General features: G+C 61.8%; 18 protein-coding genes. 5 read left to right on the forward strand and 13 right to left on the reverse strand.

Annotated elements, in window-relative coordinates:
* Window positions 1-708 precede the first annotated feature (708 nt).
* Window positions 709-1,779, forward strand: a complete 1,071-nt coding sequence (locus J2X56_RS16735; RefSeq protein ID WP_310161012.1) for a PHB depolymerase family esterase — start codon at window positions 709-711, stop codon at window positions 1,777-1,779.
* Between the two features lie 88 nt (window positions 1,780-1,867).
* Here J2X56_RS16735 and J2X56_RS16740 read toward each other — a convergent pair whose 3' ends face one another.
* Window positions 1,868-2,359: a DinB family protein gene (locus J2X56_RS16740; protein WP_310161014.1), complete on the reverse strand. Its 492-nt coding sequence runs from the start codon at window positions 2,357-2,359 to the stop codon at window positions 1,868-1,870.
* A gap of 75 nt (window positions 2,360-2,434) precedes the next feature.
* A complete protein-coding gene (locus J2X56_RS16745; protein ID WP_310161017.1) occupies window positions 2,435-3,613 on the reverse strand; it encodes an MFS transporter in 1,179 nt (392 codons plus the stop codon).
* 95 nt (window positions 3,614-3,708) lie between these two features.
* Between J2X56_RS16745 and J2X56_RS16750 the strand changes: the two genes are divergently transcribed.
* On the forward strand, window positions 3,709-4,155 hold the full coding sequence (locus tag J2X56_RS16750) for a helix-turn-helix domain-containing protein (RefSeq protein ID WP_310161020.1): 447 nt from the start codon (window positions 3,709-3,711) through the stop codon (window positions 4,153-4,155).
* Window positions 4,156-4,372: 217 nt separating this feature from the next.
* Here J2X56_RS16750 and J2X56_RS16755 read toward each other — a convergent pair whose 3' ends face one another.
* The 5 genes from J2X56_RS16755 to J2X56_RS16775 form a co-directional block, all read right to left on the reverse strand.
* A complete protein-coding gene (locus tag J2X56_RS16755) occupies window positions 4,373-4,960 on the reverse strand; it encodes a mechanosensitive ion channel family protein (RefSeq protein ID WP_310161023.1) in 588 nt (195 codons plus the stop codon).
* Between the two features lie 248 nt (window positions 4,961-5,208).
* On the reverse strand, window positions 5,209-8,388 hold the full coding sequence (locus J2X56_RS16760; protein ID WP_310161027.1) for a CusA/CzcA family heavy metal efflux RND transporter: 3,180 nt from the start codon (window positions 8,386-8,388) through the stop codon (window positions 5,209-5,211).
* A gap of 29 nt (window positions 8,389-8,417) precedes the next feature.
* Window positions 8,418-9,668, reverse strand: coding sequence for an efflux RND transporter periplasmic adaptor subunit (locus J2X56_RS16765; protein ID WP_310161029.1), 1,251 nt, complete (start codon window positions 9,666-9,668; stop codon window positions 8,418-8,420).
* An 8-nt stretch (window positions 9,669-9,676) separates the two neighbouring features.
* Entirely contained in the window at window positions 9,677-10,963 is a 1,287-nt protein-coding gene (locus tag J2X56_RS16770) for a TolC family protein (RefSeq protein WP_310161031.1), read from the reverse strand.
* Between the two features lie 69 nt (window positions 10,964-11,032).
* The gene (locus J2X56_RS16775) at window positions 11,033-11,404 is read right to left on the reverse strand and encodes a cobalt transporter (RefSeq protein ID WP_310161033.1); all 372 of its coding nucleotides are present in this window, start codon (window positions 11,402-11,404) and stop codon (window positions 11,033-11,035) included.
* Between the two features lie 378 nt (window positions 11,405-11,782).
* On the opposite strand from J2X56_RS16775, the gene J2X56_RS16780 reads away from it, so the two are divergent.
* Window positions 11,783-12,712: an NADP-dependent oxidoreductase gene (locus tag J2X56_RS16780; RefSeq protein WP_310161036.1), complete on the forward strand. Its 930-nt coding sequence runs from the start codon at window positions 11,783-11,785 to the stop codon at window positions 12,710-12,712.
* A 50-nt stretch (window positions 12,713-12,762) separates the two neighbouring features.
* On the opposite strand, the gene J2X56_RS16785 is transcribed toward J2X56_RS16780, so the two are convergent.
* The 3 genes from J2X56_RS16785 to J2X56_RS16795 form a co-directional block, all read right to left on the reverse strand.
* Window positions 12,763-13,350, reverse strand: a complete 588-nt coding sequence (locus J2X56_RS16785; protein ID WP_121040862.1) for a carboxymuconolactone decarboxylase family protein — start codon at window positions 13,348-13,350, stop codon at window positions 12,763-12,765.
* 139 nt (window positions 13,351-13,489) lie between these two features.
* Complete coding sequence (locus tag J2X56_RS16790) at window positions 13,490-13,801, reverse strand: hypothetical protein (protein ID WP_209569397.1); 312 nt, start codon at window positions 13,799-13,801, stop codon at window positions 13,490-13,492.
* 282 nt (window positions 13,802-14,083) lie between these two features.
* Window positions 14,084-14,989, reverse strand: a complete 906-nt coding sequence (locus J2X56_RS16795; RefSeq protein WP_310161042.1) for an alpha/beta hydrolase — start codon at window positions 14,987-14,989, stop codon at window positions 14,084-14,086.
* A gap of 90 nt (window positions 14,990-15,079) precedes the next feature.
* Between J2X56_RS16795 and J2X56_RS16800 the strand changes: the two genes are divergently transcribed.
* Both J2X56_RS16800 and J2X56_RS16805 read left to right on the forward strand, forming a co-directional pair.
* A complete protein-coding gene (locus J2X56_RS16800) occupies window positions 15,080-15,457 on the forward strand; it encodes a MerR family transcriptional regulator (protein WP_121040866.1) in 378 nt (125 codons plus the stop codon).
* A gap of 242 nt (window positions 15,458-15,699) precedes the next feature.
* Window positions 15,700-16,629: an amidohydrolase family protein gene (locus tag J2X56_RS16805; RefSeq protein ID WP_310161047.1), complete on the forward strand. Its 930-nt coding sequence runs from the start codon at window positions 15,700-15,702 to the stop codon at window positions 16,627-16,629.
* Between the two features lie 69 nt (window positions 16,630-16,698).
* Here J2X56_RS16805 and J2X56_RS16810 read toward each other — a convergent pair whose 3' ends face one another.
* From J2X56_RS16810 to J2X56_RS16820, 3 genes are all read right to left on the reverse strand, one after another.
* Complete coding sequence (locus tag J2X56_RS16810; protein WP_121040870.1) at window positions 16,699-18,021, reverse strand: MFS transporter; 1,323 nt, start codon at window positions 18,019-18,021, stop codon at window positions 16,699-16,701.
* 61 nt (window positions 18,022-18,082) lie between these two features.
* Complete coding sequence (locus tag J2X56_RS16815; protein WP_310161052.1) at window positions 18,083-19,024, reverse strand: hydroxyacid dehydrogenase; 942 nt, start codon at window positions 19,022-19,024, stop codon at window positions 18,083-18,085.
* On the reverse strand, window positions 19,021-19,710 hold the full coding sequence (locus tag J2X56_RS16820) for an RraA family protein (protein WP_121040874.1): 690 nt from the start codon (window positions 19,708-19,710) through the stop codon (window positions 19,021-19,023). The genes J2X56_RS16815 and J2X56_RS16820 overlap by 4 nt, the downstream gene beginning before the upstream one ends.
* Window positions 19,711-19,713: the final 3 nt, after the last annotated feature.

Here is a 19,713-nt window from a genome sequence, read left to right on the forward strand (position 1 = left end):
GATATCAAGGGTCGTACGACCGTGTGGCCGCCTTTGGTAGACGATGGAAGGTGGGTCAAATGGAGAGGGTCAAATCTGCGAGCAAATCAACACACCTAATTTATTATGTTTGGCCAATCACTTCCCCTTATTAGAGTTTTGTGATCGTAATCAGCCTCGGTGCTACCCCTAGCACATGCAGTGAGGCCAATCGATCTAATTTTTGTCGCGAAACCCCCGTTACATTGTTATTTTTTGGGAAGTTTCTTAATTCATATTTCACCGCAATTCTATTAGAAGCAGATTTTCCTGTCACTTTGTCAGAATTTAAAAATCTATTCTGGTTAATTGCTATCGGCTAGTTGGGACTGGCGGCGAATCAAGCTCTGGGTACTGCGCGGTGCACGCCTGGAAGATTCCAAAAGGAAATTACGCGAGCAACTTTATTATTTGCGCTCATCATGGAATCACCTAAACCGCTATAGCCCGACCATCTTATTCACTGTAGTCATGGCTGCGGCGTGTCCTTGAGCAACGAAGAAGCCCCCCATTCGCCCTTAATTGATCCCCCTGGCAGTTCCAGCTGGCCGCTAGGCCATGCCCGGAAAGGCCAGTTGGCCGACTGTCGTTTCGGACATTGCGCGCTGCGCCCTTTCCGTATTTCGCACGAGAACCCGCCAGCAGGCACCACGGTCAAATGAAACCCTTCATCCACCCGGCATCACCCCGATGAAAAAACTGAGCCGCCTGTGGCTATCGGCCATGAAAAAAGCCGGGAAAGTACAGCGCAAACAATTTCTCGATTTTCTTTCGCCCACTTCACCCCGCAGCAAAACCTCATCCATACGCAAGCCCAAGACCGCTCCCCGTGGAGCCAGCGCATCCACATCCGAAGTCACCGTCACCTCCGCAGTCCATCACGTCCCCGCCACCACCCATTCACTGCAGTATCGCCTCTGCCTGCCCAAGCCCACTCCTTCAGAGCTGCCCTTGATCGTGATGCTCCACGGCTGCCAACAAAACGCTGCCGACTTTGCGCAAGGGACCAGGATGAATGCGCACGCAGCAAAACACGGCTTTGCCGTCCTGTATCCCGAACAATCCTTGCGTGCCCATCCGCACCGATGCTGGCGATGGTACGCACCGGACGCCCAGAAGGGCGAAGGTGACGTCGCATTGGTGGCCTCCCTGATCCAGGAAATCCTGAAAACGCACCCCATCGACCCGCAACGCATCTACGTCTGCGGTATCTCTGCCGGTGCAGCGTTGGCACATCTCCTGGCATTGACGCATCCCGAACTCATCGCCGCTGTCGCGCTGCACGCCGCCCCGGTTTCGGGTGTCTGCAGCAATGCCGCCGCAGCGTACTCGGTGATGCAGCACGGATCGCTGCGCGCTTCAGCCGCCGCCAAACGGGCCCTCACACGCTTTCCCCGAACGGGCGCATTACCTGCGATCCTCATCGGCGGGACTGACGACAAGATCGTTCGGCCCATCAATCAGCGCCAGCTGCTGGAACAATTTCTTTTACTCAATCACACGCAGGGCCTGACTGAGCAGCCTGCCCGGGAAACACCCTACGGCCGCACCTCCAAAAAGCAGCCTCGGCGCAGGATAGTTGCAACCCGTGACTATGTGCGTGGCCGCAAGCTCATCATCCGCTCAGTGTTGATCGAGGGACTCGGACACGCCTGGAGCGGAGGGGACACCACCCTCTCCTACAATGCAGCGGGGCCGGACGCCAGTCGGCTGGTTGTCGATTTTTTCTCCCGGCATCGCCTGGAACCGGGGATGAAGTGAAGCATCCTGGTCACCCGCACTACCGAAAAGAGAGGAGCGCAAAGCAGATCAGCCATGCATCAAAACACGACTGCGTTTTGATGCATGGCTAGTTCCTTCTCTCGGGTTCTGCAGCATGAATGAACACGTTGTAAGTATCCGCAGGACGTGTCCCCGCGGCCAGATCAAGCGCATGGCCAATCGCCCCGCGATGGTAAGTGCCGTGATTGATGAGGTGAAAGATGACTTCTTCGCGGCTGAGTCTTCCGCGCTTCCCATCCACGAACGTGAAAGAAATATCTTCCTTCAACTGGCTGGGACTGAGACTCTTCGCATAGGTCAGCAACCACTGGTTCGCCGCCATCAGCCTGGCCCCCAGCTCAGCCAGTTCAGGCAGGTGCTCGGTATTGGTGGAGTCATGCGGATCGGCCACGCCACGCAATCTGGCTTGGAACAATTCCTCAACACGCACCATGTGGTTCAACTGTTGCCGCGCGAAATCGAACGCGCGCTGTTGTTCCTCTTGCGTGAGTTGCGCGACCGCGTCAAGAATGCGGCGATCCGACCAGTGGTTGTATTCCAGGATATTGGTAAAGTCCATGAGCCATCTCCTCCGTAGCCCTGAACGATACCTCAATGGTGCGCATCATGCCTGGCGCGATTACAGGGTCCTGCCCTATCGCAGTCTGCAGGTGATCCGCCAGAACAGCAGAGCGCTGAAGCTGACGGCGGCACCAAGAAGACAGACACCCCGCCACCCCTGGGCCGCATAGACAACGGTAGTAGAGAGTGCGCCCAGACCGCTGCCCACCGCGTAAAAGAGCATGTAGATGCCGATCAGGCGGCCATGCGCTTCCGGACTGCTGCGAAGAATCAAGCTCTGGTTCGTGACGTGCAGCGCCTGCCCGCCCAGGTCGAGCAAGATGATGCCGGCCACCAAGGCCCACAGCGACCCATCCATCAGCGACAAGGGCCACCAGGCCAACAGCAAGAGCGAGAGCGCGGCCGCACTGGTGCGTTGTGCGTGTCCCTTGTCCGCCCATCTTCCAGCGCGTGATGCCGCCAGCGCTCCAATGACGCCAACCAGACCAAAAGAACCAACCACGGTATGAGAGAAGTGATAGGGACTCGCGCTCAAGGGAAGAACCAAGGCACTCCAGAAGATATTGAAGCTGGCGAACATCAACATCGCCAGCACACCTCGGACCTGAAGTACCTTGTCATGACGAAGCAAGGACCACATCGACGCAAGGAGCCTTGCATAACTCAATCCATTCGAGAACACCGGTACTGCGGGCAGGCCTCGCCACAGCGGCCAGGCCAACAACAGCATCATGAGGGCCGCACAGAAGTAAACGCCCCGCCACCCCGTGACATCGCTGATCGCACCAGAGAAGACGCGTGACAAAAGCAAACCGATGAACACGCCAGTTTGCGCAGCACCCACTACCCGCCCACGTTCGCTCTCACTTGCGACGCTCGCGGCGTAAGCAATCAGGCCTTGCGTCATTGCCGTTCCCAGCAAACCGACTGCCAGCATGCCCGCCAACAGCGTACAAGAAGTCCGTGCCAGTCCCACCGTGACCAGTGCACAAATCAGACCGGACAACTGAAGGCCAGTCAGCTTCTTGCGCGCCACCTTGTCGCCAAATGGAACCAGAAAGAGCAAGGCCAGCGCACAGCCGAGCTGGGTCGCCGTCACAACACCGCCGACAGCTGACTGATTGATCCTGAAATCTTGAGACAACGCATCCAGCAAAGGCTGGGCGTAATAGACATTGGCTACGCTCAAGCCACTGGCCAACGCAAACAGAAGCAGCAAGCGGCGGGATAACGCAGGGGAAGATGGGACCATGGCAGCAATCTGGTTTCAATTTAAAACCATTTGAATGCTAGTGGATATGGTTTTAAAATGCAACCACATTGCGGACTACTCCAGCTGGAAGGCTTATGTCGACTCAACTGAATCATGATGAAGAATACTGTCCCGTCGCACGCAGCGTGAGCGTGGTGGGGGACCGATGGGCGCTGCTGATCGTGCGGGATGCGTTTGACGGGGTACGCAGGTTTGGCGACTTTCAGCGCAACCTGTCTGTATCGAAGAACATTCTGGCAGACCGCCTGCGCAAACTCGTGGATGCCGGCATCCTTCAGACGCAAGCGGCATCCGACGGGACGTCTTATCAGGAGTACGTGCTGACTGAAGCGGGACTCAGTCTGTTTCCATTGCTCGTTGCGCTAAGACAATGGGGGGAAGCACACCTGTTCAAGCGCGGTGAGCGCCATTCCGTCCTCATTGATGCAGAGACCGGGAAGCGGGTGACGTATATGGCACCGCTTTCCGCAGACGGCAGCTACCTGCACCCGGCACGCACACTGGTGAGGAAAGTGAAATAACCAGGCTGCCGTTTATGTTGGCCCCGCTGTTGGGGAGGCCGCCTGGCATCGTGCTGATGCAACCTCGGTATCTGCAGCATATGGAATTCCTTGAATGGCTGTCGCTGTTCAGGGACCTGCGCAGTGCGGGAGCTCTGATAAGCAGCCCGGACTGACGAACTGGTCGGTTGGAAGAGATCGCCCCCGCGAACCAGTCAGTACTCCCTTCCGCGAGCCACTAAAATTCCACCCCACCCTCATCATTCCACCTCCGCACAATCCGCTGAAAGAACATGCTGTTGGGCAGCTGCAAAATCGTCTTCGCTTCCTGCTCCTGCCCTTCCTCCAGCAAGGTGGTATAGACCAGATTGATATCCAGCACGCGCCCCTTGACGCCGGGCTTGTCGCCGCCCTCCAGTACCTCGATCAGATCCCCCACGCGGAACGGGCTGGTGGTGAAGATCAGGATGGCGCAAAACAGATTGGACAACACGCTCCACACCGCAAAGAACGCCACCGCACCCACAGCGGCAAACCCGGTGAACGCCGACCACAGCACCGCTCCGGACACGCCCATGCGCTCCAGCGCCCACAGCATGGCACCGCCATAGATGAAAAATCCCAGTACCCGCTGCGTGAGCATGACGGCCGTGGCCGGCAGTCCGTAAGTCCGCGCGATCCTGGCCATCACGCTTCGGGCCACCCGCATGATGGCCAGCGCCAGCAGGAAGATCAGGACCACCTCCGTCGCCGGCACGAGCACGTCGAACCAGTCGGCCATCCATTGCGGCAGGTTATCGTGGATGGACTGCAATACTCTGTTCATTCATTTCCTCTTGAAAATCATTTTGACGATGCGTTCCCGATCATGCACCGACACCCCACCTGCAGAAAAAGTGCCCTGAACATCCATCGTGATCCGGCAACATCGAAACAGCGCACAGAGTAAACCAGTTTCAACGGAAAATCTGACTTCGTCACATCAGCGGACAAAGTCCCTGATAAAAACAGGAGAGCCCCTGGCAGGCCCTCCTTCACGTCAGTGCGTCTCCTGCTGTTGAAGAGTTGACGCCCTCATGCTGCCCCCCTCCTCTTCCGCCAAAATCCAGACCGGCGCACCACGCCCTCTTCATCCCCCGCATGCGCCAGCCGGTACAGCAGCGGCAGCACCAGCAAGGTCAGCGCCGTCGAGGACAGGATGCCGCCGATGACCACGGTAGCCAGCGGACGCTGCACTTCGGCACCAGTCCCGGTCGCCAGCGCCATCGGCACGAAGCCCAGCGAAGCCACCAGCGCCGTCATCAGCACCGGACGCAAGCGGGTCATGGCCCCCTCGTGAATGGCTACATCCAGCGACCGCCCCTCCTCGCGCAGACTGCGGATGAAGGAGATCATCACCAACCCGTTGAGCACCGCCACCCCGGACAGCGCAATGAAGCCCACCGCCGCCGAGATCGACATCGGGATGTCGCGCAAGGCCAGCGCGAGAATGCCGCCGGTCAGTGCAAACGGAATGCCGGTAAACACCAGCAAGCCATCCTTGACGTTGCCAAACATGGCAAACAACAGCACGAACACCATCAGCAAGGCCACGGGAATGACGATCTGCAGACGCTGCGTGGCCGATTGCAGGTTCTCGAACTGGCCGCCCCAGGTGGTCCAGTAACCGGTCGGAATCCTGACCTCGGACTGCAACTGGCGCTCGGCATCAGCCACGAAACCACCCAGGTCCCGTCCGCGCACGTTGGCGCTGACTACGATGCGGCGCTTGCCATCTTCGCGGCTGATCTGGTTGGGACCCGGCGCGATGTTGAGCGTGGCGACCTCACCCAGCGGAACGTAACTGGTACGCTGCGCGCCCTCCTGCAGCGGCAAGGCCACCGGCAGGCGACGGATCGCCTCCAGATCGGTGCGGGCCTGATCAGGCAGGCGCACCACGATGGCGAAGCGGCGGTCGCCCTGGAACAGCGTCCCGGCTTCCTTGCCGCCGATGGCGGTGGCGATGGTGTCCTGGATGTCCGAGACATTGAGTCCATAGCGCGCCGTCTTCTGGCGATCGATGTCCACCGTCAGCATCGGCAGGCCGGTGGTCTGTTCGATCTTGACTTCGGTGGCACCGGGGATCTTCTCCAGCACGGCCGATATCCTGGCCGCCGTCTCGTTGAGCACCTTCATGTCATCACCAAAGACCTTCACCGCGACGTCACTGCGCACGCCCGAGATCAGCTCGTTGAAGCGCAGCTGGATGGGTTGCGAGAACTCGTAGCTGTTGCCCGGGATCTTTTCCACTTCGGCCTGGATCGCGGCCAGCAACTCTTCGTGCGTCTTTCTCGGCTGGGGCCACTGGTCCTGCGGCTTGAGCATGATGTAGCCATCCGAGATGTTCGGCGGCATCGGATCGGACGCCACTTCGGCCGTGCCGGTGCGGGCGAACACGCGTTCTATCTCGGGGAATGTCTGCTTCAGCGTGCGCTCGATCTGCTTTTGCATCTCGAGCGACTGGCTCAGGCTGGTACCGGGAATGCGCAGCGCCTGCACCGCCATGTCACCTTCGTTCAAACTTGGTACAAACTCCGTTCCCAGGCGCGTAGCCACTGCACCGCACACCACGATCAGGGCCCCGGCAAAGGTCAGCACCACGGCCTTGTTGTCCATGATGCGCTTGAGCATCGGCTCATACAGGCGCTTGGCCCAGGCCATCATGACGTTCTCCTTTTCCGCGACGCGCTCGCCGATGAAGAGCGCGATGGCGGCGGGAATGAAGGTGACCGACAGGATCATCGCGCCGACCAGCGCCGCCACGACGGTAAAGGCCATCGGCGTGAACATCTTGCCCTCGACGCCGGTGAGCGCAAACATCGGCAGATACACGATCATGATGATCAGCTGGCCGAACAGCAGCGGGCGGCGCGCCTCCTTGGCCGCAGCGAAGACCTCATGGAAGCGCTCGCTGCGGGTGAGCGTGCGCCCATGATGCTGCTGCGCATGGGCCAGCCTGCGCACGCAGTTTTCCACGATCACCACCGCGCCGTCGATGATGATGCCGAAGTCCAGCGCACCCAGACTGAGCAGGTTGGCACTCACCTTGTTGGAGACCATCCCGGTGAAGGTGAACAGCATGGCCAGCGGAATCACGGTGGCCGTGATGATGGCCGCGCGGATGTTGCCGAGGAAGACGAACAGTACCGCCACTACCAGCAAGGCTCCTTCGACCAGGTTCTTCTTGACGGTGGCGATGGCCTTGTCGACCAGTACGGTGCGGTCATACACGGTCACTGCCTCCACGCCCTCGGGCAGGGTGCGGTTGATCTCGCGCATCTTCTTGTCCACCGCCTGCGAGACCTTGCGGCTGTTTTCGCCGATCAGCATGAACACGGTGCCCAGCACCACTTCGCGGCCATTCTCGGTGGCGGCACCGGTGCGCAGTTCCTGACCGATCCCCACCTCGGCCACATCGCGCACGCGTATCGGCACGCCCTTCACGTTGGCCAGGACGATGTTGCCGATGTCTTCCGTGGAACCCACCTGGCCCGGTGCACGGATCAGGTATTGCTCGCCACGCCGCTCGATGTAGCCGGCACCGAAGTTGTTGTTGTTCTTCTCCAGCGCCTTGACGACCGTGTCCATGGTCATGCCGTAGGAGGCCAGCTTCTCCGGTGAGGGTGCTACCAGATACTCCCTGGCGAAACCGCCGATGGTGTTGATCTCGGTGACGCCCGGCACCAGGCGCAGTTGCGGCTTGATGACCCAGTCCTGGATCTCGCGCAGGTCGGTGGCGCTATAGGGCGTGCCATCGGCCTTGCGCGCATCCTCCCTGGCCTCTACCGTCCACAGGTAGATCTCGCCCAGGCCGGTGGAGATCGGCCCCATGCCGGGATCGATGCCGGGGGGCAGCTGGCTTCTGGCCTGCTGGATGCGTTCATTGACCAGTTGCCGCGCAAAGTAAATGTCGGTGCCGTCCTTGAAAATCACCGTCACCTGCGACAGGCCATAGCGCGAGAGCGAGCGCACCTGTTCCAGATGCGGCAGTCCCGACATGACGGTCTCGATCGGATAGCTGATGCGCTGTTCGGTCTCCAGCGGTGAATAGCCGGGCGCGGCGGTATTGATCTGCACCTGCACGTTGGTAATGTCGGGGACGGCGTCGATGGGCAGCTTCTGGTAGCTGTAGATCCCGTACGCGCCCATGCCGAGCACCGCCAGCAGGACCAGCCATCGATGCTCGATGGCAAAGCGAATGATGCGTTCAAACATGATTGTCGTCTTTCCTGAAGTCGCGCTGGTCAGTGGCTGTGCTCGGCGGAACCCTTGCCAAGTTCAGCCTTGATGGCGAAGCTGCCGGTGGCGGCATAGCCGGTGCCGGCATCGAGGCCCGAGATAATCTCGACGGACTTGCCATCGGAACGTCCCAGGCGTACTTCCCTGACCACGAAGCCATCCGCATCACGGACGAACACCACGTTCTTGCCCTCGACCGTCTGGATGGCATCGGCTGCAACGGCCACCGGGACCTGTGTCTCGCCGGCGATCACCTCGACATTGACGAACAGGCCCGGACGCCAGAGGTCACCGGTATTGGGCAACACCACATGGGCCTTGGCCGTACGGCTCTGTTCGCCGATCAGGGAGCCGACGTAGGAGATCTTGCCTTCGGCACTGGCATCGAAGGCGGTGGCGCGCACCACCACCTTCTCGCCGACCCGGACCACCTGCATGTCCTTGGGCGAGACGATGATCTCGGCCCAGACACTGGAGAGATCGGAGATCAGGAAGGTATTGGCATCCTCGCGCACGGCCTCGCCCAGGCCGAGATGTTTCTCGACCACGATGCCGTCGAAGGGCGCGCGGATTTCATAGCGGTTGAGGTTGCCGGACGATGTGCCCGTGGCACCGATGGCCCGCAGCTTCTGCTGCGCATTGCGCACCGCCACCTCGGCCTCGCGCAGCGCGGCTTGTGCTTGCAGATAATCCTGTTCGGCCGAAATCTTCTGTTCCCACAGGTGCTTCTCGCGCTGATACGCGCTGCGGGCCAGCGACAGGCGCTGTTCTGCATTGAGCAGGTCGGATCGCTGCTCGGAGACGGCACTGCTGCTGATGACCGCCAGTACCTGGCCTTTCTTGACCTTCTGGCCCAGATTGGCCGAGACCGATTCGACGATGCCGGCGACCTGCGGGACTACGTGCGCAGTGCGATCTTCATTGAAACGGATCTCGCCCGGCAGCTGCACGGTGGACCTGATCTGCAGGGGACCGGCAGTGTCGACCCGGATGCCGGCGGCGGCAATCTGCTCCTTGCTCAGGGCGATCTTTCCTTCTTCCTTGTGCTCACCTTCCTTGTGCTCGTCGTCCTTGTGCTCATCATGCGCACTCTTGTCCTTGTGTCCGCCCTCTTCACGATGCTCGCCATCTTCCTGGTGGGCGTCCGGCTTGGCGTTGCTACCCTGAGCGGAGTTGCCCTTCATCAGGATGATTCCCGACACGAGCGCTGCAATGGCGATGATCGCCGCGATGGTGAATGTCTGCTTCTTTGTCATGGTTGTTCTCACTCTGCTGGAAGGGTCTCGATGCCGGCCAGACGATCAAGATCGGCGGCGGCCTGGAAGGCGGTGGACAGGGCTTTCCAGTACTGTGCCTTGGCCTGGAAATAGGTGCGCTGGGCGTCAAGGACGTCCAGGTAAGCGAACTTGCCTGCTTCAAATCCGGTACGGGCGGCCTGGTAGGCCGATTGCGCGGCCGGAACGATGTCGTTGCGCAAGGCCGTGGCCTCTTCCCTGGCATTGCGCAACCGCTCGAAGCCCTGTGCGGCCTCGCCCTGCATTTGCACCTCGGCCACCGCCAAGGTATCGCGTGCGATATCGACGCGCTTCAAGGCTTCCAGCTCATTACCCTGGTTGCTGTCGAAGACCGGGATGGGCACGGAAAAACCCACCACCCACATGTTGCGGGCACTGGATTCATCGCGCTTGTTGCCCAGGGTCAGGCTCACATCGGGAGTGCGCTTGCTGGTCTCGATCCGGGCCAGCGCACGGCGGCGCTCGACTTCAAGCCGGGCCAGGCGCACTGCCGGGCCATTGGCGACCTGTTCGGTCAGCTGTGCAATCGCCGGCAAAGGCGGCAGGGACTCGACGCCGCCTTCACTCAACTGAACGCGGTCATTGCCACCACCCCACAGCATCGCGAGGGTTCTTCGTGCGAGGAGCAGCTCGCTGTTGGCTTGACTGAGTTCCAGTTGCGCGCCGGACTGCGCCACCTGCGCCTTGGTCTGTTCGACGGGAGAAATCTTGCCTGCCGTAACGCGCCGACCCGTCATCTCGGCCGCGGTCTTCGCCAATCCGAGCAGTTCGCTGGCAAGACGCTGCCGCTCGGTGGCGACCATCACGTCGACATACGCGGCCACCACGGCGGCGCGCAGTTCGCTGCGTTTGGCGGCGTACTCCAGCACGGCCATGTCGCGGGCACGCTGCGCGGCCTCGATGCGGGCACCGCGCTTGCCGCCGAGTTCGATGGCTTGATTGATCTGGTAGGTGGTGGTGCGGCTGGATTTGCGGACATCCTCGATCAGCGCCGAGAATTCCGGATTGGGCCGGGCACCCGCTTGCAGGATCGTGGCCTCGACGGCCTCGATCTCTTTGCGGGCGGCGGCCAGCGTCTTGTTGTGGTCAAAGGCCAGGCTGATCGCGGCTTGCAGCGAGAGCGGGCCGGCTTCCCGGTCCAGGGCGGATGCCGTGGCGTGCAGAATGGATTGCGGGTTGGATTGCGCGGGTGATTGCGCATGGCTGGAACTGGCCGCAAGCAGCGCCAGCCCCAGCGTGAAGCTGTGACGAAACATCGAATTCTCCTGTGATAAGAAAGGGAATTCGGCGAGAGCAGATGATGGGTGTGGATTGTCCTCGCCGACTCAGGCGGCGAGCAGCCAATTGGGCTTGTCGGGCCCGTCGGCGATGTGGGAGGCAGGATGGGAAACGTGCTTGAAATGGGCGGATACACGCGTGGCCAGCGGCGCGATGAGGAGCCTGCTGCCGGCCTGTACCGACTTCATGGCGCAGAAGTGGCAGAGGGAACAATCCAGGTCGAGCTCCCCTGCTTTGGATTCCTTGGAGTCCTTGGAGTCCAAGGACTTCACCTGCGCGTGCATCTCGGCAGCGGGGTGGTCGTGATGTCCCAGGTGCGCGGACGTACTCTCCTTTTCCGCCTGGCAATACGATGCCACGGCCGCCCAGGAGAGCTGCATCGGCAACAGGAAAGCAAGCAGGAGAATCAGTGCGCGCATGGTGGAAATGAGAGATGGCGACCAGCCAGTCCGGCAAGAAGCGGGGCGATTATGCACCGTCGTACAGCGACGCGTCAAAGGCCTTGCGCTGTGCGGGGCTGCCGGCAACATCCGGCTTGACGGAGCGGGCCTGCATCGGCTGGCCCGGACGCGTGGTTTCCGGGAATGAATTCTAAGAAGCGGGTAGAGACAGAAAGATTGCCGAGTCATTACAGCGCTGTAATGACTTCGGCCAGGCTGGCCTTGCATCAGCAAGGCTGATCGGCTGAATCTGCAGGACCGATTTGCACGACCGTGAGTCGACTCTCTAGTATCCGTGCATGGCCTCCTGCGAGGAGGAATGCGGCATCTTCACAAGCACTCCATGAAAGACACACGATGAATACGCAAGCCATCCGCTATCACCAGTATGGCCCGCCCGATGTCATGGCCCTGGAAGCCATTGCGCAGTTCCCGCTGGAACCCGGCCAGGTCCGCGTCAGCCTGCGCGCGGCGGGCGTGGCTCCGCTGGATACCAAACTGCGCGCGGGCCTGCTGCAAGCTCAGCTGGCATTGACGCTGCCCAAGGTACCGGGCCGCGACGGTGCCGGCGTGATCGTCGAATCGCGGGCAGAGGGTCTCCCTGTCGGTGAGCCCGTGTGCGTGATGGCCGACATGTTCGGCCAGGGCAGCTACGCCGACAGCATCGTTGTGCCGGCCGCGCGCGTGGTCAGGCAGCCGTCCACGCTCTCGACCAGGCAGGCAGCCGCCTTGTTGCAGCCCGGTGCCAGTGCCTGGATCCCCATCGTCAAGACGGCGCAGGTGCGCAGCGGGATGAAGGTACTGGTGCACGCCGGGTCGGGTGCAGTGGGGAGTCTGATGATCCAGCTGGCGCTGCATCTGGGGGCCGAAGTCTGGGCGACCTGCAGCAGCGCCAACCGGGACGACGTCCTGGCACTGGGCGCGACCGGCGTCATCGCCTATGACAAGGAGGATTTTTCGGCGCTGCGCGGAGTGGATGTCGTCTTCGACCTGGTGGGCGGGGAGACCCACGACCGTTCCTATCCGGTGCTCAAGCCGGGCGGCCAGCTGGTCTGGCTGGTTGCATCACCGATCCGGGAGCGCGGCGAGGAATTCAAGGTGCGCGTGGTCCGCGCGATGATTGATGATGCCCCGGAGTGCCTGCGCGCGGTGGCGAAGCTGGCAGAGGAACGCGTATGGGTGCCGACGGTCGGCCAGTGCTTCCCGCTGGCCGAAGCTGCCCGCGCGCATGCCTTGCTGGAGTCAGGCAAGGCAGCGCGCGGCCGGATCGTGCTGGATATCCCCTGATTCAAACATGGGGGCGGAATGTTTGAATTTCCGCCAGGGCCGCCCTCCGATCATCGCGCAGCTTGACCGGTCTGCTCCGCAAAGGGCAGCGCGCCATCGCCGTGGCGCACATGGAAGACATTCAGAGTCATCGCCACCAGGGAGTAGTAACCCAACAAACCCACGAGATTGACCAGCACCTCGATGCCGAAACGCTGTTCGGCTTCCCGGTACAAGGGGTCGGAAATGCGTTTGGTCTCGTAGAGTTCCTCCACCAGTTCCCAGATCATCTGTTCATCACGCGCAGCGAAGTCAGGGCGCTCGCCGCGACGGATCCGTTCGACGTTGGCCGCGTCCAGTCCCGCTTCGATCCCGATCGGATAGTGGATCTGCCATTCGGCCTGGGCTTGCCACCTGGCGGCGGTGCACAGGATGGCCAGTTCCGACAGGGACAAGGGCAGCTGCGTGTGATAGCGGCAGAATGCGCCCAGCTTCTGCGCATGCTGGGCCAGTTCGGGACTGTGGATCCAGGACAGGAAGGGGCCGGCGAGGTTGCCGCGCGGGCCCTTCAGGATATCGTCCAGGACTTCCTTTTGGGCCGGCGTGGCGGTGGCGACGTCGACGGCGGGGAGACGGGGCTGGCTCGTGTCTTGCTGCATGGGCTTCCTTGGCAAAGGCGGGAGTGACGGAAACGAGCATGATAACGCCCGATCCGGCTGCGGGGCACCAGCCTGGTGTGCAGCTCATCTTGCCCGCTGCCTCTCCACGCCCGACTATGTTCTGCGAGGGCGCAATGGCCTACTGGCTGGACAGCACACCCAGGACGATGAATCCCGCCAGGGTGATCAGCTGCAGAACGAACAGGATCGACACCGGCTTGTTCTGCCAGGGCTTCTGAATGCAGGCGTAGATCGCCAACAGACAGCCGCCGGCAAATGCAGCGTACAGGACGAAGTTGAACAGTGCCCCGATCAGGTAGACGCCGGCCATCGGGCCCATCCCGGAAGCACCGAACCTGGCCGTGGATATCGTCAAGACCGCCAACCCCACTGGCCCCCAGAACAGCAGCCCCGAGAGGAACAGCACCAGACTGCCCCATGGGTTGCGCACGGCAGCGGCCGGGGATGGAGAATTTTCCGGGGACGGGATTTCCGGGGTTGGAGTTTGGGGTGAGCGGGCTTCTGGCGATGAGTTTTCTTGTGGTTGCATGGCGCGCGATCTCAGTTGGACAGGAAAACGATCGGGAACCGACGCCAGCGGCGCAGCACCGGACAGTGCTGCTATAGAGCCCTTTCCGCCCCCGGAAGTTCTCGCTTGGCGAGAATTTTATTTCATATTGCTGCAGCTTTTCGCGAGCCAGCCAGCCGTGGAAGCATCATCCGCGATATCCCGTTAGCGACCAGCATGCTTGTTCAGGAAGGCAGCCAGGTCCGCATTGAAGCGGATCGGTTCCTCGATGAATGGTGCGTGTCCGGAATCAGGATAGACAATGCTTTCAATCGCGGGATTGAGCTGACGCGCCCGGGCAATCGCCGGTTCTGTCCTGACCAGCGCATCTTTGCCGCCGTAGAGGAACAGCAGCGGAATCCTGGCACGGCTGAGGCCCTGCTCAGCAAACACGCTCATGGACTGCACTGCCTTCTGCATCGGCCATGACGCCATGGCGGCATTGGCCAGCAGCCGGGAGAACGTGGCCTCATCGGGCTTGCTGTTGAAGCACAGTGCGAGGAAGGCACGCTCGCCGTCCAGATGTGTCTTCAGGTCCGCCGAGATCATGTCCTTGTACACCTGCGGATGTGAGGTGATCTGCTCGGCGTTCAACTCCACCACACCGTCGACGTAGACGGCACCGCGAATGCTTGCATCGCCGTAGGCAGCCAGATAATTCGAGATGACCACGCCTCCCAGCGACCATCCGACCAGGATCGCCCCCTTTGCATGGGCCGCCTGAATCACCGCTGCCAGGTCTGCGGCCCAGATGCGTCCATCCCGGTATGCATTCTCGGTTGCTGGCTTGTCCGATTTACCGTGCCCGCGCAGATCATAAGAAATCAGACGGTACTTCGCCAGTGCGCCATCGGCGAACTGTGCTTCCCAGTTCAGGTGGCTGCCCAGCAGACCGTGGATGAACAGTACGGGCGGCCCGTCGGGATTGCCCGCCTCCTGAATGGCCAGGACGACGCCATCAGGGGCTACGGCAGAATATTCTTTCAAGCCGGAGTGCGCCCAACCCGGACCGGCAAAGGCCAGGGACAGGATCAGCAAGAAAATGAATCGGCAAGACTGCTGGACAAGCATGGGGAACTCCTCATTGAGCAAGTGGTTTAGACTTGCAGTCTCAACCCTGACATCAATGTGAGGGTCAAGCCATTTTTTGGAGTCAAGGCGATGAAGACCAAACAGCGCCACAGCCAGCTCTCGATTGGCGAGCTGGCCAACAGCACCGGAGCCAGCATTCGAGCCATTCGGCACTATGACGAACAGGGCCTGCTGGCTTCCACCAGATCGGACAATGGCTACCGGATGTTTTCAACACTGGCGGTCACCCAGGTGAAGCAGCTCCGCCGCTTTCTCGACGCAGGATTCAATCTGGCCGAGATCAAGGGTTTTCCCGAATGCATGCTGATCGTCGATGGCGCACTGGCCTGCCCGGAAACCAAAGGCGTACAACGGACAAGGCTGCTGGCCATCGACAAGCAAATCACGGAATTGCAGAAGCGCCGCTTGCAGTTGCGCTCGATGCTGGAGGACAGCGCCGGCAAATGAACGGCCGACATCGCCGGCTGATCACTTCGTTGCAGAATGTCACTAACGCAAGCAGTCAATCGTTCGAGGCGTCGTCAACAGGCCTCTCGGCCTGAATTGCAATCCATTCCCCGCAGTTATGAATGCAGAAAAAAAAGGAAATAGTCTGCATCCCACCCCATCACTAGACTCCATGGCAGACGCTGGTGCCCTCTGATCTGGTGCGCCCCGGCCGTCCCGACAACAACAATGCAAGGAGACCCATGGTCAACAGAAGACAATTCCTGGCCGGCAGCCTGCTCGCCTGTACTGCAGCGCGCTCGGCTATCGCCCAATCCATTCCCAACTCAGCCGGCGACCAGCCACCTCGGCTCAAGGCGCCAGCGCTGGCCTGCGACAGCCATCACCACATCTATGACGCGCGCTTCCCGGTCTCGCCGCACTGGCGCGGCGGCCGCCCCGACGGCGCCACCGTAGCCGACTACCGGCGCCTGATGGCCAAGCTCGGCATCGCCCGCAACGTGGTGGTCCAGCCCTCCACCTATGGCAGCGACAACCGCTGCCTGCTCGATGCACTCACCCAGTTCGGCGCGCAGGCACGCGGCATCGTGGTCATCGACGATGACGTGGAACTGGCGCAATTGAAGGAGATGGATCAGTTGGGAGTACGCGGCGTGCGGGTCAACTTCCTCTCGCCGCAAAGCTGGGGCATCACTACCGTGGACCGCTTGCTGCGCACGGCAAAGCGCATCGCGCCGCTGGGCTGGCATGTGCAGGTGCTGATGTCGGGCGCGCAGATCGCCGAGCATGAAACCGTGCTGGCCGGCCTGCCCACCCCGGTGGTGATCGACCATCTGGGCCGCATCCCGCAGCCGCAAGGGCTGGATCATCCCGGCGCACAAGCCATCCTGCGCCTGCTGGCCAAGGGCAATACCTGGATCAAGCTCTCCGAGCCCTATGCCGATACGTTGCAGGGGCCGCCTGATTATCCCGATACCAGCCTGCTGGCGCGCGCCTATCTGCAGGCTGCACCGCAGCGTACGCTGTGGGGCAGCGACTGGCCGCATCCCACCGAAAAGTTCAAACCGGATGACGCCGTGCTGTTCGACCTGCTGGCCGCCTGGGCCCCTGATCCGGCGCTGCGCCATCAGATCCTGGTGAGCAATCCGGCGAGTTTGTTCGGTTTTTCCTGAAACCGCGACACGCAATGCAAAAGAGCCGCCTGCGCAAGCAAGGCGGCTCTTTTGTCATCACGCTTGTGCTCAGCGCACGGCTTCCTTCAAACCACCGGTAGCGGCCACGCGCGACTTGCGCGACAGCACCAGCAGGATGGCCACGCTCACCACCGACAAGCCCACCAGCGGCAACAAGGCCATGGCGTAGCTGCCGGTCGCATCCTTGATCCAGCCGTAGGCGTTGACCATCAGGCCACCGCCGATCAGGTTGGAGACGGCATTGATCCCCGCCAGTCCGGCCGCGGCCGAACCCGTGGCCAGCCAGGTCGAGGCCATGGCCCAGAACGGTCCCTTGAACGAATATGCGCCAATCAACACCATGGTCAGCAGCAGCACCACCGGGGCCAGCGTATTGGCCAGCGATGCCAGCGCCAGGCCGCCACCGATGAGGATCAGCGGAATGGCGGTATGCCAGCGGCGTTCACCGGTCCGGTCGGAATGACGGCCCCACCACACCATCAGCACCGAGGCCACCAGGTAGGGAATCGAATTGACCAGGCCGGTCTGCATCACCGTCAGCCCGAAGGACTTGAGCAACTGCGGCTGCCACACGTTCAACACCGAACCGGCCGCCGAAGCGCAGGCACACACCAGGGCCATGCCCCACACGTGCGGCTGGCTGAACAGCTTCCACAAGGGAATGTGCTGCTTGGCGGTGCGGCTGGCCGCTTCCTTGTTCATGGTGGCAACCAGCCACTGGCGCTGCGCATCATTGAGCCAGCGCGCCTGGTCCGGACGATCCGTCAGGAAGAACAGGCAGACCACGCCCAGCAACACGGTCGGCAACCCTTCCAGCAGGAACAGCCAGTGCCAGCCGCGCAATCCGCCGATGCCATCCATCTGCAGCAGCAGCGCCGAGACCGGCGAGGCCACGAAGCTGGCCGCCGGGATCGCCACCATGAACAGCGCCACGATGCGGGCGCGATATGCCGATGGCACCCAATAGGTCAGGTACAGCACCACGCCAGGGAAGAATCCGGCCTCCGCAGCGCCCAGGATGAAGCGCACGAAATACAGTGAAACCGGCCCCTGCACGAAGGCAGTACAGGCCGAGATCAGGCCCCAGGTGACCATGATGCGGGCCAGCCATTTGCGTGCGCCGAACTTCTGCAGTGCCAGGTTGCTGGGCACTTCGAAGATGAAATACGCAATGAAGAACAGGCTGCTGGCAAAGCCGAACATCTTGGGCGAGAGCCCGATGTCGTGGTTCATCTGCAAGGCCGCCATGCCGATGTTGCCGCGGTCGATGAAGGCAAACAGGTAGCACAGCATCAGGAAGGGCAGCAAGCGCCAGGTCACCTTGCGCACGGTCTCTTGTTCGAGCCGCTTGTCGTCTTGGATGGTCTCCATGTCTCTCTCTCGGAAGTCGGGTGCCGCCTGTGTCGGCGGCTGGCCCGTCAGTCATTATGAATCAGCCGGTAACGGTCTGTTCGTTCAATACCGCCAGGACGTTGCTGGCCGCGCCGGTGCCCATGGCGATGTAGGCGTCGGCCGTCACGCCGCCGATATGCGGGCTCAGGATGGCGTTGCTGACGTCCTGCAGCGGATGCGGTGCGGAGAAGGGTTCCTTCTCGAAACTGTCCAGGCCGGCTGCGCGCAGCTTGCCCGAAGCCAGTGCCGCGATCAGCGCCGGTTCATCGATCAGTCCGCCGCGCGCCGTGTTGACCAGGATGGTGCCGTCCTTCATGCGGGCCAGCGATTGCGCATTGATCATGTGCTTGTTGTCGGCCGTCAGCGGGCAGTGCAGCGAGACCACGTCGGATTGCGCAAACAGCGTATCGAGATCGACCAGCCGCACGCCTTGCGGAGCGTCCTTCGCATACGGGTCATAGGCCAGCACCGGCATCTCCAGCGCGACCGCCACAGCAGCCACGCGACGCGCGATGGCACCGATGCCGACCAGGCCCAGCGTGCGTCCGCGCAGCTCCAGGCTCTTGTGGGTGGACTTGTCCCAGTGGCCTTCGCGCATGCGCTGGTCCAGTCCGACCACGTTCTTGGCGCAGGCCATGATGAGCGCCCAGGTATGCTCGGCCACCGCCGGCGCATTGGCACCGGCCGCCGCCTTGACGGCAATGCCGCGCGCCTTGGCCGCTTCGGTATCGATGGAATCGATGCCGGTGCCGTGCTTGGAAATCACGCGCAGGCCGGGGGCCGCATCCATCACGCGCGCGCTCACGCCGCCATAGCGCACGATGATGGCCACCGGCAGATGTTGCTGCACCAGCCTGACCATGTCTTCCTCGGTCGGCTTGGCACCGGCATAGACCAGCTGAAAGTCGCGCAGGATCTCAACCGCTTGCGGTGCCAGGTCGACACCGGTGACGATCACCACTTCCTTCTTGAAAGCGATCACAGCGATTCTCCTTCGGCCAGCACGCCGCCCTTGCGCAGTGCGCCTTCCAGCCAGGCCGGGCGCAGCGGGCCGCCACCACGGATTTCGGTGAGGCGCTTGGTTTCATCGGCCACCTTCTTGGCGGCAGCCGCCAGCAGCGATGCGGCTTTCTCACGCTCGACCACCACCACGCCATCGGCGTCGCCCACGATCAGGTCACCTGGCTGCACGGCGGTGCCGCCCACCGAGACCGGCCAGTTCACGCGGCCGGCGATGTTCTTGGTCGGGCCGTTCGGATTGGCGCCCACGGCATAGACCGGAAAGCCGATGGCACGGATCGCTTCGGTATCGCGCACCGAGCCATAGATGATGATGCCGGCCAGGCCGCTGGCCTTGCATTGCGACACCATGATCTCGCCCATCAGCGCGCAGGTCTCATCACCCTTGCCATCGATGACCAGCACGTCGCCCGGCTTGGCGATGGCCATGGCGGCGTGGATCATCAGGTTGTCACCGGGACGCACTTCCACCGTCACGGCCGGTCCGGCCACGCGCATGGAGGGCGACAGCGGTGCCACGCGGCTGCACAGGGTACCGCGACGGCCGGCCACATCGGCCAGGATGGAGGCCGGGAATTCTGCGGCCTGCGCCACGATGGCAGCGTCGACGCGTTCGATGTCGCGGATGAAATCAGGTTGGGTGCTCATGGG

This window comes from Herbaspirillum sp. 1173 (genome assembly GCF_031455335.1).
In the GTDB taxonomy this organism is placed as follows: Bacteria; Pseudomonadota; Gammaproteobacteria; order Burkholderiales; family Burkholderiaceae_D; genus Herbaspirillum; species Herbaspirillum huttiense.